We start from the raw sequence: 16,716 nt of genomic DNA on the forward strand, positions 1-16,716 counted from the left end.
CTGTAATGAATAACAAACGAGAAGAAGTTACTGCCCCAACTGGCGCGAGTTTAGCGCAGCGTAACTCGTGACCAGCCCATGATGTGGAGGCTGCGCCTCCTCTGCCGCAACGCGGCAACCCGGTGTTGCGCCGGGTGGCTTGTTCAAGCGGGCGAGTTGAAAACTCGCGTCATACGCCGGCACGAGTTACGCTGCGCTAAACTCGCGCCAGTTGGGGGCCAGTTACGGGTCAGTTGCGGCGAAGGCGAAGAAGATGCTGATGAGTAACGGCTACACCCCCTCAAACACATCCGTCCACTCAATACCAAACTCCGGCAGCGTGTGCACTGGAATGAGGCCGGGCGCGTAGAACTCGCCGCGCACTTGATAGCGGCTATCCTGAAGCACGTACACCGTTACGCTTTTCTCGCCGGGCGAAACAATCCAGTATTCCCCTACCTCATTTTCCTCGTAAAGGTCGAATTTCTCCTTGGTGTCGCGGGCGAGGTTACCGGGGCTCAGGATTTCGATAATCCAGTCGGGGGCACCCACGCAGCCTTTTTCATCCAGCTTACTGGGGTCGCACACCACGCAGATGTCGGGCTGCACGACGGTGGTAACCTGGGCATCACCGTTGGCGGAGGTTGTAGTCAGGCGCACATCGAACGGCGCAGAAAAGCCCCAGCAGGACTTGCTGCGCAAGCCGTTGCGCACTGCTGCCGACATGTTAAAGGAAATAGTTTGATGCACTACCCGCGGCGCGGGGCTCATGGGGCGCACTTTGCCCCGGATGAGCTCTACCCAATCCGTGAGCTGCCAGGTCAGGTAGTCGGCGTAGGTGTAGGTTTTGCTCAGGTCGAGCTGGGAAAGCTTGGTAATCGAGAGCCTGACGGCGGGCGTTTTGGGCTCAAATGAAAGGTGCGTAAAGTCCTGATGTTCGAGTGGATAGACTGTTTTTAGTGAGCCTAATTATTGTATTATGCTGATGTGTAGTAGTAGAAAATATTGACTTTGCCGACCGATTTGCTTGCCCAACGGCCAAGGGCGCACTAGCTTTGTGAGCGTATGGCCGCCGCATATCTTCTTCACAACGCCGACGTGCTGGTTTTTGAAAACCAAGCCGGCAAAGTAGTTTATCATCCCCTCGGATACCTCCGCCTCGACTGGTACAGTTCCCCGGCTACTGATGCGCAGGTGCAGGCCATATATGAGGCGGCCAGCCAAGGCCTATACCAGTACGGTGTAACGGGCATCCTCACCGACCACCGCCACATGCCGCCCCTGTCGCCGGTTATGCAGCAGTGGCTGGTAGAAACCTGGACGCCAAACGCCGTGCATGCATGCGGCTACCGCCGGGCCGCCGTGGTGCAGTCGTTTAACGTGTTTGGCCGGCTGGCTACGGCCCGGGTAGTGATGCAGCTCGGGCACTTGCCGTTCACGGTGCACTATTTCGATAACGAGCCGGAGGCCGAAAGCTGGCTGCTAGAGGAAGAATAACCGCCGGCTGTTCTGGGCTAGCTGGCTCCTGGCTGGGCAGTTGGGCGCCCCGAAAACGGGCTTTTCTAGGCAACGCAAAATTCGACCCCAGCCTTACTTTCGCTGGGCAAGCAGCCAATCGTATGTCCCTGACCATTCTCACCGTGCCCGGCCTGGGCAGCTCCGGCCCGGAGCACTGGCAAACCCGCTGGGAGCAGCACTACGGCTACCGGCGCGTAGAGCAGCGCGAGTGGGATAGTCCGGTTTGCTCAAAATGGGTAGCCGCACTCGAAGCGGCCGTAACGGCGGCGGGCCCTGCTGTGGTGCTGGTCGGGCATAGTTTGGCATGTGCTACCATTGCGCACTGGGCCAGCACCACCCGGTGCCCCATCCGGGGCGCGCTGCTGGTGGCTCCCGCCGACGTTGACCGGCCCGATTTTCCATCTGAAGCAACGGGCTTTGCGCCCATGCCGCTGAACGAGCTGCCCTTTCCGAGTATCGTGGTGGCCAGTACCGATGATGCGTACGCAACATGGGAGCGGGCTGAGCAGTTCGCCCGGGCCTGGGGTAGCCGGTTGGTCAACGTAGGAGCACTCGGCCATATTAATTCGGCCTCCGGGTTGGGGCTGTGGCCGGCGGGGCATAGGTTGCTGCAGGAGTTGTTAGGCTAGCGGCTACGCTGAAAAGCGGAGGTGTCGCCTTGGCTGAGCAGGCGGCGGTAGTTACCCGCTGCGTAAATGCGTCCGGAAAGCCAACCCCCTGGTTTCCAGCCACAGCTCAGGTCCGGCTTCTAGGAAAAAGAATTTCGCCCGGAAGGGCCCCGGCCCGCGTAGTAGTACCCTGTCCGGCTATTTCCGTTCTTACTATATGGCTGCTTGCTGGAACCGCGCTGCTTGTCTGCTGGCCACCTTGGTAGGCCTGGCGGCCTGTGAGCAGGGCCGCAATTCCCAGGGCACTGCCCCGCCGGTCGTACCCTCCCGTTCTCAACCTACTACTCCCATGGCTGCCGACCAAAACCGCCTCTACGCCGACGTAAAGTTTCTGACTTCCCTGCAGCCCGCCCGCCACTACCGCAACCTGAAATCGTTGAACGAGGCGGCCGACTACATCAAAACAGAATTTGAAAAGCTGGAAGACGGCCGGGTAGAGGAGCAGCCCTTTCGCGCCGACGGCCGGCAGTACCGCAACATCATCGTGTCGTTCGGTTCGGCCGCGGCGCCCCGGCTGATTGTGGGCGCGCATTACGATGTGTGCGGCGACACGCCCGGTGCCGATGATAACGCCAGCGCCGTGGCCGGGTTGCTGGAAACGGCCCGCCTGCTGCAACAGCTCGGCTCCAACCTCAAGTACCGGATAGATTTGGTGGCCTACCCCAACGAGGAGCCGCCTTACTTCGCCACTGAGTACATGGGCAGCGCCGTGCACGCCAAGTCGTTGTACACGGCCAAAGTGCCCGTGCGGGCCATGCTTTGCTACGAAATGATTGGCTACTTCCGCGACGAGCCCGGCTCGCAGCGCTTTCCCAATGAGCAGCTGGCCAAGCTCTACCCCAATACCGGCAACTTTATTACGGTGGTAGGCCGCACGGGCCAGGAAGCCTTCACTCAGCAGGTGCAGGAGCTGATGCAAACCAAGGCCGACGTGGATGTGCAGCGCATTAACCTGCCCGCCGAAATGGGCCTGGCGGGCCTTTCCGACCACCGCAGCTACTGGAAATACGGCTACGAGGCCCTGATGATCAACGACACGGCCTTCCTGCGCAACCCCAACTACCACCTTCCCTCCGATACCATCGACACCCTGGACTTCCGGCGCATGGCCGAGGTAGTAAACGGGGTGTACGCCGTGCTGCTGGGGTTGTAACCGGCCAAGTGCCGGCCGCCCAGCCGCCAATTGCGCCCCGCGCTACCCCGTGCTCAGGCCAGGAACATACGGTAGCGCCGGGCCCAAATCGGCGGAAAAGAGGCGCGGAAAAGTAGGCGTTAGCTGAGGCGGTACTGCTGGTACACGCCTTTCAGCAGTTGAAAACGGCCGAAAATAATGGCGCCCCAGGTCACGATATACCCGCCCCCGTCAGAGGCCAAGCCCACAGCGTGAACACCAACAAAACGCCGGGCCCAGAAAAGCAAGCTGCTTTCCTGAACCCGGCGCGTTTACTAGAGTATGTAGTTGCCCGCTAGCTCAGCGAGTCCGCCACATTTTCTTCGGAGGCGGTGGGTTCCGGCTCCTCATCGGGCGGAAGCGTTGCGAAGCGGCTTTTAAAGCGCGCATACAAGGCGTTCATGCCCAATAGCAGCACCCCCATCAGGATGAAAACAATGGCGCGGGTGATGGTGCCGTGCTGCTTTAAATCGACCAGTAGCAGGCGGGCGAAGCACAGGGCCGTGCCGGCCAAGGCTACGTAGCGCAAGTCCTGGCGCCGGAGCAGTAGGCTGCTGATAAAGGCGGCCACTACCTCCAGCATCAGCAATACGGTCAGCACCGACCGGTCGAAGGATTGCAGCAGCAGCAGCGTCAGCACCCCAAAGGACGGATACAGCAGCAGCGGAATGAGCACCCGGGCTGGTAGCCGGCCCAGGGCGGCCAGCGGGGCCAGCAGCCGCGGCCAGGTAGCGGCTTGGTTGCTGGGAAAATGCTGCAGAGCTACCGCCGAGTACGCAAACAGCCCGAGGGTGGTAGCCATGGTCGTGAGGCCGGCCAGGGTGAGCAGTTGCCCTTCCTCCAGGCGCGTGAGGGCCACGTAACTGCCCGCCACCACGGCCGCCCCGAAAAACAGCAGGCCGTACACGCGCAGGCGCCGCAGGCGTAGCGGCAGGTAGCGGCCCGCCAGCGTCAGGGTAAAGGCCGTCGTAATCCAGAGCAGGGAATGCCATTCCAGCTGCACCTCATACCACACCGTGAAACTGCCGAACAGCAGCACTGCCTCCGCCAGGAGCGGATGCAGGTAGCGCCAGGAAGTGTACACCGGAGCCGTAGCGGGCGGGCGGAGGGCAGCCCAGCCGGCTAGCACCAGCAGCAGAGTCCCCGCCGTGAATCGGCGGGCCGGGATGCCCGCCAGCAGGTCGGCGGAATGCGTTGCCAGCAGCGTGAAGTGCCCCAGCAAAGCCAGGGAAAGCAGCCCGTAAGAGAGGTGAAGCAGAAACCGGTCGGGTGAGCCGGCCCGGGCAAGGGCGGCGGCGCTGGCAAACCGGCCTCGCACTACCTGCGCCGCTATAGCCAGCCCGGCGGCCAGCAGCGTCCAGGCCAGAATGGGTAATGCCTCGGTGCGTGGGGCCAGCGCCGCCCAGGCGGCTACCAGCAGCTGAGCGCCGCCCAAATACAGCCAGGGCCAGCGTACGTGCTGTTGCCGGCCTTCCCACCAGGAGCAGAACAGGCCCGCTACGGGCAAGGCCAGCAAGGGTAGCAAGTAACCAACTATGTGCCCGGGGCGGAACGCAACGCCCGCCGGTAGCACCTGGCTCCACTGCAGCACCTGGTACCCAACTGCGGCCACTACCAGCCCCAGCCACAGGCCCGGAACCTTCAGAATCCGCCGCGCCAGCAGCAGAGCGCCGCCTAGTCCGGCCGCCAGCCACCCAGCCCAGGTATGCTCAACTACCAGTCCACCCGCGGCCAGCAGCTGCCCACCCACCAGCAGGCTCAGCAGGCGCAACCGGTAGATGGCAACGTAGGAGAGGGGTAGGACGTCGTGGGCCGGAACCTGGCGCCAGCCCAGCAACAGCTGGGTTCCGAGGGTAGCCAGGGCCGCTCCTACTAGCAAGGCCGCGCGTAACGAACCGGGTAGGTTGCCGGTGTGGTACACGAATACGGGCAAAGTGGCGCCCAGCAGAAGGGCCAGGTACACCAGCCCCCGGTACAGTACCGCTTCGGACCGCCACGCCAGCCACAAGGTAAACGCCAGCACTTCCGCGTACAGCAGCGTGCTAACCGCGGGCCATGCTACGCCCGCCTCGTGCAGCCCAAGAACGGCCACCATCAGCAGCAATTGGCTGAGCAGAAGATGGGCCGACCGGAACCAACCAGCTTTAAGCAGCCACGTTGCCAGGCTACCCAGCATGGCGGCCGCGCCCACTGTGCCAGCAAGTAGCAGGGCCACGGGTGGTTGCGCCAGCCCGAACAGAGCATGCGTTACGAGCCCGGCCCCCGCCAGGTACACCAGCACCGTAAACAGCTGCAAAGCAGTATGTAGCCCCTGCAAGGAAGCGGTAGCCAGCAGCGCGGTGAGGCGGGCCAGCCGCGCCGGCAGGCTAAGCAGTGCGCTACTCACTACCCCCAGCAGCAAGAGCAGCAGTAGCCGCTCGTGCAACTCAGGGGCCGGCAGCAGGCGAAACGCGTGGGTAGTGGCAAGCAGAAACCAGCCTCCTCCAGCCAAGGAAGCTGCGGCTAGCACCCGGTAAAGCAGCAGTCCCCCAATCCAGCCCAGCGCCCCGGCCAGTAGCAGGGTTTCCAGGTAGAGCAGCGCCGTGGTAGCCGGCCAGCCCAAACCGGCCTTGTGCAACCCAACAATAGCCACCGTAAGGAAGGCCTGCCCGCCAAGGAAGTGCAGGCTGCGGAACCAGCCGGGAGAGCGGCGCAGCCACCAGGCCACTCCAAACAGGGCCCCCGCGGCCGCCAGGGTCCCGCTCAGCAGGGTCGCTACCGGCGGATGAGGAACCCCAAACAAGGCCCGCAGCAGCAGCAGGGCCGCTCCCGCGTACAAACCGCCTACCATACCGCCAAAGCCCCGGTGCAATTCCCGGCCGCTGAAGTTGCCCTGCTCATCGGGGCGGAACTGTTGCCCCACCAGATAGAAATAGCCGGCCCCCAGCAAGCCGGAAAGCAACAGCAAGAAAGCGTTGCGGTGCAGCTCAACGGGCGAATATGCCGTGATTTGGCTGATGTTAAGGACCAAAAGGGCCCCCGCCGCCACCAAGGCACCAGCCATAGCTACCTGCGACACAATTCTTTCCTGCTCCCGGGTCATGATAAAGGCCACGAGCAGGGTTTCCAGCAGCATAAAGAGCAGAATCAGGCTGCCCGAGGCATGCCAGCCCTGTAGGGAGAAGGCCGCAAACAGCGCCAGTGTCAGGGAAATAATACTGTCGGTGCGGAAAAGCCACGGAATGCCCAGCTGCCGGGCCCGGCGAGCCACCCCAAACGTCAGCAGGGCACCCAGCCCCAGGGGCACGGTCTTCCAGGGTGAGCCGGTGCTGTACTGGTACAGATTAATACCCAGGAAAGTCCAGTTCAGCACGTGGGCCGAAAACAGCAGCCCATCGAACTGAGCCGTGGCGTACACCTTGCGGTACTGCACCACGGCAGCCGCTACCCCGGCCAGCAGCACCAAGGCCATGGCGCTCAGTCGCAGATTGCTGCTCAGCGGGCCAGTGGCCGCCAGGGAATAGTGCCAGTACTGGTGGAAAACAAAAAAGCTGAGGATGCTCAGCAGCAACTGATACTTCCAGTGCTGCCGGTAGGTAATGCCAATACTGAACGCGGTAACGCCTGCCGCGGCCGCCAGGGGTAGCAACGTGGGCGGCAGCACCGCCAGCGCCACCAAGCTCAGTACTCCGTGCAGGGTAGCCACCGATTCGCGGCTGGCGTCCCAGGCCAGCCACAGGTTGGCCGCAACCCCGGCCAGCAACAGCAGGTAGCCTAGCGGCGGTTCGGCCCACTGCAAGCCCGGTACGCTCACGGACCCCACACAGGCAAACAGAAACACGGCCGCCGCGCTGCTTTGCAACCACACGTGCAGGCGGGCCGCAAAGGGCTTCGGCCGTAGGTAGTAATGCAACCCCAGCAGCAGGGCCGCAAAGCCCGTAATCATGCCGAAACGAAGCGGCGCACTAACCCGCAAAGCGGTATAAATTCCCAGGAAGCCTATGCCCGTCACGAGCACTACGGCCCCCAGAATACCGGTCCAGTTGTCCAGAATCACTTGTTCGGCCCGGTCCCACCAGGTAGGGCCGCTGGGCTCCGTTTCCCGGGGCAAAGCGGGCCGCTGCCGGGGAGGAGCCGGCGGATTGGTCGGCGCCGACTTCGGCTGATCAGATGAGGTAAGGGGGGCTGTCGGCGCAGAAGTGACCGGTGCAGAAGCGGCCCGTTCGGAAGGTAGATTAGCCGGCTGAGAAAAGGTAGCTGGGGAAGCCGGTGCGGCCGGTGCAGGTATCACTGGGGCGGCTACGGGCGGTGATGCTGGCGTTGGGGCGGCAGCCGGCGCCGCCACGGGCGGTAGAATGGGAGCTAGCGGGGGTGCCGCTGGTTCAGGCATGGTTGATGAAACTGCCGGTGTTGGTTCTGGGGTAGCGGCCGGCGCTGGGGCCGAGGGCGGTAGGGCCGAGGCAGCCGGCGTAGCGGCCGGAGTTGAAGCACGGTACCACTCCAGCGGTCTAGGAGGTGCGGCCGGTGCTGGCGGGGCCACTGGTGGTGTAGCGGCCGCCTCGGCTGCGGGCGGCGACGCAGGGCGGGGCTGCTGCAACGCTTGCCGCAGTTGCTCCACCGTGGCCTGAAGCACTTGGTGCTCGTCCTCGCGCTGCTGCAGGCGTTGGCTAAGCTCCCGCACGCGCTTGGTAAGATTCTGGTACAGCATGGCTACCACCACGATGACCAGCATCAACAGGGATGTACCCATAGAGATGATTGATTAAGTGATAAAACACAACTAGCCGCCGGCGAGCGACCCATAAAGGCGTGTGCGGGGCGCGGCGGATAACCCGTAGGCCGCTGCCCCTAGCCCACAGTAGCATAGGGACCGAAACATACCGATTGCTCGGCGGATAATTACCAAATGAATGACAAAATTTTACACATATTTTTCTGATTAGCGTTTTTGAGGCCCTGCTGGCCGTTTGGCCGGCTTGCCGTAATGGGCGGCCTCGCTACCTTGCCACTATGCTTTCTCATCCGCACGAAGTATTTCTGGAAGTTGCCCGGCAGCTCAGCTTCACCAAAGCCGCCCAGACGCTGTTCCTGAGTCAGTCGGCGGTAAGCAAGCAGGTAAAGTCCCTGGAAGAGCACTACAAAACGGGCCTGTTTGAGCGCCTGGGCAACAGCATTCAGCTTACGCCCGCCGGAGAGCTGCTCTACCAGAAGCTGCTTATTGCCCGTCAGTTACAGCATGAGCTGCACCAGGAGTTCACGGCCCTCAGCCCGGGTTTCTCGCCCCAGGTGCGCATGGTCATTGGGGCTAGCACTACCATTTCGCTCTACGTTATTCCGCCGGTACTTTCCGCCTACCTCAACCAATACCCGCATACCCAGCTCACGCTCAAAAACCGCAACAGCGAAAACATCCTGAAGGCTTTGCTGGACCATGAAATTGATTTGGGCATCATCGAGGGCATGCACAAAGTCAGCAACGTTACTTACACGCCCTTGCTCACGGATGAGGTAGTGGCCGTGTGCTCCGGGCGCAACCCCCTGCACCGGCAGGAGCTGACGGCCCAGGATCTGCGCCGCATCCCGGTAGCCCTGCGCGAAGCGGGCTCCGGCACGCTGGCCGTGCTGGAAGAAGCCCTGGCCGGGAAAGGAATCCGGCTCACTGACCTACCCGTGAAAGTGCGGCTGGGCGGCACCGAGGCCCTCAAAAACTTTGTGCGGGTGGATACCTGCCTGGCCTTCCTGCCCCGGCAATCCGTGATGAAGGAGCTGGCCGCCGGCGAGCTGGTAGAAGTGCCCGTGCGCGACCTGAACCTGGTTCGGCACTTTGATTTTGTACAGCGCAAGGGCACCGAGAACAACATGCCCTACAAGAGCTTTGTGCAGTTTGCCCGGCGTCATTATTCCAAACCGGAATAGCCTATTCCAAATGGCCGTTTGGGTTCGGAATAGCCAGGGGGGAGTTTTGCGTTGAACTCTCCACTATGCAAACTCTCCTCGCTACCGCCTCCCGCCTTCAGCAACTGCACTGCGCCGCCTGCCACGCCCCGCATTCTGCCTTTTCGCTGCAACGGGTTTCCAGTTGCTGCGCCCAGCCCCTCGTCGCCGATTACGACCTGAGCGCGCCGCTGACCCGCGCCGCCGGCATTCAGGCCACGGAAAACTCCATGTGGCGCTACGCCGCCCTGCTACCCCTGCTCGATGAGGCCAACCGCGTTAGTCTGGGCGAGGGGTGGACTCCCATGCTGGCCCTGCCCCGGCTGGCGGCCCGCTACGGCTTCCTGGACTTACGGCTCAAGGATGAGGGCCAAAACCCGACTGGCTCGTTTAAGGCTCGCGGGCTGAGCATGGCCATTTCCAAGGCCAAGGAGCTGGGCGTTACCGGGTGCATCATTCCTACTGCCGGCAACGCGGGCGTGGCCATGGCCGCCTACTGCGCCCGCGCCGGACTGCGGGCTGTGGTGGTCATGCCGCGCCACACGCCCCAGGCGTTTCGGGAGGAGTGCTACTGGTACGGGGCCGAGGTGCACCTCGTGGACGGCCTCATCAACGACTGCGCCGCCCGGGTGCGGGAGCTGAACGCGGCCGGAGAGCTGCTCGACGTGTCCACGTTGAAAGAGCCCTACCGCCTCGAAGGCAAGAAAACCATGGGCTACGAGCTGGCCGAACAATTGGGCTGGCGCCTGCCCGACGTGCTGCTCTACCCGGCTGGCGGCGGTACCGGCCTGATTGGTATCTGGAAAGCCCTGCGCGAAATGCAGGCCCTGGGCTGGCTGCCCGCCACGGCTCAGCTCCCGCGCATGGTAGCCGTGCAGGCCGCCAACTGCTGCCCCTTGGTCGAAACCCGCGAAGGCCGCCAGGTTAACTGCCAGGCCTATATGGGCAAGCCCACCATTGCCAACGGCCTGGCCGTGCCCCGCCCCCTGGGCGAGCCGCTGATGCTGGACGTGCTGGATGAATCCGACGGGCTAGCCTTGGCCATTACCGATGAACAAATGCTGGAAGGGCTCCGGGAGCTGGGCAAGGAAGAAGGCCTTTTCGTAGCCCCCGAAGGCGCCGCCGTCTGGATGGCTGCCCGCCACCTGCTGCGCACCGGCTGGATTCGGCCAGAGGAGCAAGTACTGCTGCTCAACACCGGCTCGGCCCAGAAGTACCTCGAAAACATTGTGGGCCTGGCTTAAGCAGAAGTTCGCCTGAAAAGCCCCCAGTCTGTTAGGAACAGCGCCGCAGCGGTTGCCCAGTCCCCTATAATCGAGACGTGGCTTTACATGTAGTGTGCAGATAGTAAGGGCTCCAGTTCAAACAACGTCCTGCAGGGCCGAAGCCGGACCATCTCGCTCGAATTGGTGGTTTACCCGGGCAACATTACCTAGCGAGATGCCCCGGCTCGAGCTGTGCAGGACGTTGTTGCTGGCTACTACCTATATCCTAGTGCAGCTGGTCTATTAAGCTGCACCAAAAAACAACCACTACACAACTGTCATTCCGAGCGGAGCGAGGAACCTGGGACCAACCGTTGAATGGCGGATCCAGAATTCCCGCTCCGTTCGGAATGGTAGTTTAAAACCGTTTATTGCCGCTGCCTGGTGTTAACCGACCGCCTTAATCTACCCTCATTCCTACTGCAGGTAGTCAGGATGACTGAGGTGTTCTCACTACTATGTCGAAAAACGCTAGGCTAATATTTGGAAGGGGTATTAGCTATAAATATGTTCTATAAAACATATATGGCCTAAAATATAAGGGCGGTTTGTAGAAAAGAGTACAGATATCGAGTATATTGCCATAAGAAATGATGGTAGTATTCTGAAATACGCAATATGACTTCGAAAGTCGCTCCTTTCCATCCGGGCTTCAGCCTGTTCACGCTGGGTGTCCTGCTACTGCTGGCCCTGGTTGCTGCCTTCGTGGAGGTGCCACACCCCGCCGCTACCCCCGGCTCGCTCAACGGCGCCGACGTGGCCTGGATGCTTACGGCCACGGCCTTCGTGCTGATTATGACGCCGGGTCTGTCGTTCTTCTACGGGGGCATGGTGCGACCCAAAAACGTTATCAGCACCATGCTCCAGAGCTTTGTGGCCCTGGGCGTTATATCGGTGCTGTTTTACTTTGTGGGGTTCTCGCTCTGCTACGGCGACTCCTGGCACGGGCTGATTGGTAACCCGTTCACGTTTGCCCTGCTCCGCAACGTGGGCACGGCGCCCAATCCGGCCTTCGCCGCCACCATTCCATTTATCCTCTACTTCGCCTTTCAGCTCAAGTTTGCCATTATCACCCCGGCCCTGATTACCGGCTCCTTTGCCGAACGGGTCCGCTTTAAGGGGTATCTGGCGTTTATGGTGCTGTTCAGCTTGTTTATTTACTGCCCCCTGGCCCACTGGACCTGGCACCCCGAGGGGTTCCTGCGCCAGTGGGGCGTGCTTGATTTTGCGGGCGGTACGGTAGTGCACATTTCGGCGGGCGTGGCGGCCTTGGCCGGGGCCATGGTGCTGGGGCGCCGCTCGGCCAACCTGCGCACGTCCTCGTTTTCCACCCCCAACGTACCCTACGTGCTACTGGGTACGGGCCTGCTGTGGTTTGGCTGGTTTGGCTTTAACGCGGGTTCCGCCCTGGGCGCCAACGAGCTGGCAGCCCTGTCTTTTGTGAATACCAATCTGGCCTCGGCTGCCGCCCTTATTGCCTGGGTGCTGATTGAGGTAGCCCGCGGTGGCAAGCCCACGGCCGTGGGCGCCTGCACCGGGGCTGTGGTGGGGCTGGTGGCCATAACTCCGGCTGCTGGCTACATCGGGTACGGGCAGAGTATCCTGTTTGGGGTGCTGGCCGCCCTCATCAGCCACGCCGCCGTGCACTGGCAAAACTCCCGCACTACCATCGACGATACCCTCGACGTGTTTCCCTGCCACGGCCTGGGGGGCATTGTAGGCATGCTCCTGACGGGTGTGTTTGCCGATAAAGTGGGGCTGATTCACGGCACCTTTACCACCTTCGGCTACCACTTGCTGGGGCTGCTGATTGTCATTACCTATTCCTTCGTGGGCGCCTGGATTCTACTGAAAATCACGGACCGAATCTTTGGCTTGCGCGTAAAAATTCAGGAGGAAGAGTTGGGGCTTGATTTAAGTCAGCACGAGGAATCAACCTACCACATCGACGAGGAATTTGAGCGCACGTACCGGCGGGAGCTGACCCCGGAAAATGCGTAACGCAACACCGGCTATTCGTGCTTCGGGCCTGGAAAACCCGGAGCGCCTCTCAGGTGGCAGGTGGGTTTAGAAGGGATGAGAGGCAATACAAAAGGCCACCGGCGGGGAATCCGGTGGCCTTTTATTTTTTCAGCCGTCTTTTCGGCAGCAAGCCCTTACAGCAGGGCCGTAGACCAGAGGTAGGCCAGCCAGGTAATAAATAGCGCGCCCACAATTCCCTTTTGCAGATTCTCTTCTGGTAAGAATAGGCTGGTACCTAACCCCACTATGCCCAGCCCTACCAGCACCACGGTGGCTGCCACGGCCCAGCCGCGGGCTTTGCGGGTGCTATAGGGTCGTAGGGCTACCGTAATCGGGAACAGAGCCGCCAGCAAACTGCCGCCCAGCAGGCCTACCCCCGCCAGGCCGGCGAAAGTTGCCGTGGTCAGGAGCAGGGTAGCCGCCAGCAGTACGCCCGCAAAGGCCAGGGCCTGCCGCCGCTGGGCTTCTGAAAGGGCGTGCCGGCCGTAAGGGTTCAGCAGCAGCAAGCCATTAAACATAGGGTCGGAAAACCAGCTCATAAATACCAGCGGCAGGTAAATGGGGAGTAGCACCGGCACAAACCGCACCAGCACGTACAGCCCGATAAAAAGCAGGCGCCGCGTAACCCCGCCCAGCTTTTCCGTCCAGACGGTGAAGCGCAGGAAGGCGCGGTACAGCCAGTACTGGGCCTTCAATGATTCCACCAGGCCTTCGCGGGCGTAGTTGGAGGTAGGTTGCCGGCGCAGGGCGTCGCGGAAGTGGTGCAGGGCCTGTTCATGCCGGCCCGCTTCCAGGGCTACCCAGCCGGCGTCGGCGTGGGTGCCGGCATCGTCGGGGTCGTGGCGCAGGGCCGTTTCCAGCGAGTCGGCCGCATCCTGGGCCCGGCCGAGACGGGCCAGGCAGCGCCCCCGCAGCCCCAGGCAGTCGACGTGTTCGGGGTCGTAGGCCAAACCCATTTCGGCGGCCCGCAGCGCCCCTTCCCACTGCCCCCGCTGAAACCGAATCAGCCCCAGGGTGTGGTGGTAGTTGGGGTCGGTCGGGTCCAAGGCCAGGGCTTGCTCAATGGCCGTCAGGGCTTCGGGCAGGCGCTGCTGGCGCTGGTGGGCCAAACTCAGCAGGTAGTAAGCAAAGTCAAATTCCGGGGCTAGGCCAATGGCCGTTTCAATGTGGGTCTGGCCTTCCGGCAGCCGCCCCAGATCCAGCAGGGCCATGCCCAGCCAGGCGTGGGCCAGGGCATCATTAGGCTCCTGCCGCAGAATGCGGCGCAGTTCCTGCTCGGCCTGCGCTGCCCGGCCCTGGCGCAGTAGCAGTAAAATCCGGTCGGGCCAGTTGGCTTGTTCCATGTGGCGTGAGGTCGTTAAGAAGGCGAAGCCGGGGCGGGCTGGTGGACGGGGCGAAAGACGTGATACACTAGCAGCAAGCCAGCAAAGATCATCAGAAAGCCAGCCGCTTCGTTTGCCCCGTCAGGGTTAAGCCAGTTGCCGTGCCCATTAACCAGCGCCATACTGCCTGGACTCAGGAGCAGGGTAGGCCCTAAAGGCCATTTTCGAGTTCCTTGCCGCCACTTCCGGTAACTGTTGCGTAACGCAAACCCCAGGCCGCCGGCAACTGCAACCCACAAAGCCGGCAACGGAATGGGCGGAAACTGCGCAAGCCCAAGCGTGGCGGCGGCCCACAGGAGGCCCGCGTAAAACCAGCCATCTTCCAGCAGAGGCACCGGACCAACAACGGCATAACGCACCTGAAAGGCGGTGCGGGCCGCCAAGGCTACAAGCAACGGAAGAGCTAGCAAAAGAGGCCAGGCCAAACGCTTCAGCAAAGGAACGTTCGTGTCCGCTGAGGAGGTAGCCCGCCAGCACCGCTGCCAGGCAAAAGGCCGTTGCGACCAATGTTGAAACAGCCCGGCTTCCCAGAGCCGGCGGGTGGCTTCTGGCTGGTTAGGTTCCAGAAGCAGTATGTCCTGGTAAAGTGCAACGGCCCGCGGCAGATCCTGCCGGTTGAACGCCGATTCGGCCTGCCATTCCAGTACTTCCTGCAACGACTTGCGCGACTGTTCAGCGCCAGGCCGTAACCGCAGGGCCTCTCTGAAATGTACTTCTGCTGCCGAGAGCTGGTGATTACGCAGTGCCTCTTCGCCCTGTAGCTGATGCGCTACCGGGTGGTTAGGGTGCCAGTACGCCAGCAGTCGGATTGTGTTGGCCGCCTCGCGCGGCCGGCCCAGTTGGCGCAGAGCGGTAACGCGCTGAAACTGACACTCCAGATGACCGGGGTTGATGGCCAGCCCGGCAGCCGTGGCTTGCAGAGCTTCCTGCGAGTGACGACGGGCGTTATGAATTACGGCCTGGTAGCCGAAAAAGGTAGCATTGCGCGGGTCAAGCCGTAGCGCCTCTTCAATTGCCTGCATCGCGGCAAACAGCTGAGAGTCCCGCAGCAGGGCAACGCTATGAAAGTAATGGGCTCTGGCCTGCTGCGGATCCAGCACTAAAGCCTCCCGAATGGCCGACAGTCCTTCCGCAGTGCGCCCGCTTTGGTTGAGCAGGGTGAGGGCCAATAATTGATGAGCCGCCGCTTCCTTGGGGTTGGTAGCCAGCCGCCGCCGCACCAGCTGCTCGGCCTGCTCCGGCCGCTGTACGTCCAGCAGGTGGTGTACCGCTTCCTGCCACCGGGTATGCTCGGCGTGGTTCATGCTGCGGGTGGTTACAGCTACGCCGAGGGCTTTTTGATGCCCAAGTACACCAGAATATCGTCGTAGATGCCGCCCTCGTTGGAGTACAGCGCATAGTTTTTGGCCGTGGCAAACCATTCGCGGGTGCTGGGCTTCACCTTGCCGGTCGCCTCGGCCAGGGTGCGTTGCTCCAGGGGCAGGGGCTTGCCAGCCTTCATCGATTCGCGCAGGCAGGCTTCAATGGCAACGTCCACCACGGCCTGCAAGTCGGCCCCGGAGAAGCCTGCGGTTTGCGCGGCCAGCTTGCGCAAATTCACGGAAGAGGCTACCGGTTTGCCCTGGAGTAGTACGTTCAGCACGGCTTCCCGGGCCGCCTCATCGGGGGGCGTCACCAGCAGAATCCGGTCGAAGCGGCCGGGACGGCGGAAGGCGGAATCGAGGTGCCAGGGGGCATTAGTGGCGGCCAGAATCAGCACGCCCTCGTTGGAGCGGGTAGCCCCGTCCAGCTCCGAGAGAAACTGGTTGATGACGGTGCGGCCCGCGCTCTGGCGCAGGTCGTGGCGGTTGGCGGCCAAGGCGTCCACTTCGTCGAAGAACAGCACGCACGGGGCCTGCAGGCGGGCTTGCTCGAACAGCTGGTGCAAATTCCGCTCACTGTTGCCCAGCCACATATCCAGAATGTCGTTGATGCCGACGTGAATAAAGCTGGCCTGCACCTCGCCGGCCGTAGCTCGCGCCAGGTAGGTTTTGCCGCAGCCGGGCGGGCCGTAGAGCAGCATACCGCCCCCGGCCGCCTTGCCGTAAGCTTTGTACAGATCGGGGAATTGCAGCGGATGAATGATTTTCAGCCGGATTTCCTCCTTAATGCTTTCCATGCCGCCCACGTCGGCAAAGGTAATTTTGGGCCGCTCCAGGCCGCTGAACAGGGTGTGCTCAATGCCGCTGAAGTCGTCGTCATCGTCGGGGGTAGGGCTGCCCGGACCGCTTGGAAAAGGAGTGGGCGAGCCGCCGTGGGCCGGCTGAGCCGTTTGGCCGCCGCGAAGGCGGCGGGCTAGCTCAGCGTCTTCCAGAGTAGGATTGTAGGTAAGGGCCGTGGAATAGGCTTCGCGGGCGGCAGGCAGCTGGTCGGCGGCCAGCAGCAGGCGGGCGTGGAGCAGGTGGGCGCGGGCGTGCTCGGGGTGGGTGCCCAGCAGCTCCTCTACCACCACAAAGGCGGCCGACGATTTGCCCAGCTCGGCGTACGTTTCGGCCAGGCCCAGCTGCAGCTCAGCATCGTCGGGGGCTTGGCGCAGACCAGTGCGGTACAGTTCTTCGGCTTCGGCAAAGCGTCCGGCCTGGGTGAGCAGGCCAGCCACGTGCTTGCGCAGGGCAAGGTTATCGGGCGAAAAGGATAAGGCTTCCAGTAGCGGTTCAATAGCAGACGAGTTGGGCGTAGCGGGCATAAGCAAGCAGATAAGTCGGTAGCTGCAAGCTACGCAGATTTAACTCGCGCCGCAGGTAGTCAGGCCGTGATTC

11 protein-coding genes are annotated in these 16,716 nt (G+C 62.3%); 6 read left to right on the top strand and 5 right to left on the bottom strand.

All coding sequences use genetic code 11. From position 1 onward, the window contains the following. Positions 1-270 precede the first annotated feature (270 nt). Positions 271-858, bottom strand: a complete 588-nt coding sequence (locus tag IEW18_RS15500) for a Uma2 family endonuclease (protein ID WP_188558901.1) — start codon at positions 856-858, stop codon at positions 271-273. Positions 859-1,044: 186 nt separating this feature from the next. Here IEW18_RS15500 and IEW18_RS15505 point away from each other — a divergent pair, with 186 nt between their 5' ends. The 3 genes from IEW18_RS15505 (at position 1,045) to IEW18_RS15515 (ending at position 3,318) form a co-directional block, all read left to right on the top strand. Next, complete coding sequence (locus tag IEW18_RS15505) at positions 1,045-1,476, top strand: hypothetical protein (RefSeq protein WP_188558780.1); 432 nt, start codon at positions 1,045-1,047, stop codon at positions 1,474-1,476. Positions 1,477-1,508: 32 nt separating this feature from the next. After that, complete coding sequence (locus tag IEW18_RS15510; protein WP_262891897.1) at positions 1,509-2,126, top strand: RBBP9/YdeN family alpha/beta hydrolase; 618 nt, start codon at positions 1,509-1,511, stop codon at positions 2,124-2,126. Between the two features lie 196 nt (positions 2,127-2,322). Then, entirely contained in the window at positions 2,323-3,318 is a 996-nt protein-coding gene (locus tag IEW18_RS15515) for a M28 family peptidase (protein WP_229728776.1), read from the top strand. A 313-nt stretch (positions 3,319-3,631) separates the two neighbouring features. On the opposite strand, the gene IEW18_RS15520 is transcribed toward IEW18_RS15515, so the two are convergent. Further along, a complete protein-coding gene (locus tag IEW18_RS15520) occupies positions 3,632-8,065 on the bottom strand; it encodes a DUF2339 domain-containing protein (RefSeq protein ID WP_188558783.1) in 4,434 nt (1,477 codons plus the stop codon). A gap of 260 nt (positions 8,066-8,325) precedes the next feature. Between IEW18_RS15520 and IEW18_RS15525 the strand changes: the two genes are divergently transcribed. The 3 genes from IEW18_RS15525 to IEW18_RS15535 all read left to right on the top strand — a co-directional run bounded on the left by IEW18_RS15525 (position 8,326) and on the right by IEW18_RS15535 (position 12,515). Further along, complete coding sequence (locus IEW18_RS15525) at positions 8,326-9,231, top strand: LysR substrate-binding domain-containing protein (RefSeq protein ID WP_188558784.1); 906 nt, start codon at positions 8,326-8,328, stop codon at positions 9,229-9,231. Positions 9,232-9,296: 65 nt separating this feature from the next. After that, the gene (locus tag IEW18_RS15530; protein WP_188558785.1) at positions 9,297-10,493 is read left to right on the top strand and encodes a threonine synthase; all 1,197 of its coding nucleotides are present in this window, start codon (positions 9,297-9,299) and stop codon (positions 10,491-10,493) included. Positions 10,494-11,132: 639 nt separating this feature from the next. Then, positions 11,133-12,515: an ammonium transporter gene (locus IEW18_RS15535; protein WP_188558786.1), complete on the top strand. Its 1,383-nt coding sequence runs from the start codon at positions 11,133-11,135 to the stop codon at positions 12,513-12,515. Positions 12,516-12,670: 155 nt separating this feature from the next. Here IEW18_RS15535 and IEW18_RS15540 read toward each other — a convergent pair whose 3' ends face one another. From IEW18_RS15540 to IEW18_RS15550, 3 genes are read right to left on the bottom strand one after another with little or no spacing between them, the layout of a single operon-like run. Next, positions 12,671-13,879, bottom strand: a complete 1,209-nt coding sequence (locus tag IEW18_RS15540; RefSeq protein ID WP_188558787.1) for a tetratricopeptide repeat protein — start codon at positions 13,877-13,879, stop codon at positions 12,671-12,673. Positions 13,880-13,893: 14 nt separating this feature from the next. After that, positions 13,894-15,222 (bottom strand): tetratricopeptide repeat protein, encoded by a 1,329-nt coding sequence (locus tag IEW18_RS15545; protein ID WP_188558788.1) that lies wholly within the window; start codon positions 15,220-15,222, stop codon positions 13,894-13,896. A gap of 17 nt (positions 15,223-15,239) precedes the next feature. Next, positions 15,240-16,643 carry an ATP-binding protein gene (locus IEW18_RS15550; protein WP_188558789.1) on the bottom strand — a complete coding sequence of 468 codons (1,404 nt, stop codon included), beginning with the start codon at positions 16,641-16,643 and terminating at the stop codon, positions 15,240-15,242. Positions 16,644-16,716: the final 73 nt, after the last annotated feature.

This window comes from Hymenobacter glacieicola (assembly GCF_014640315.1).
In the GTDB taxonomy this organism is placed as follows: domain Bacteria; phylum Bacteroidota; class Bacteroidia; order Cytophagales; family Hymenobacteraceae; genus Hymenobacter; species Hymenobacter glacieicola.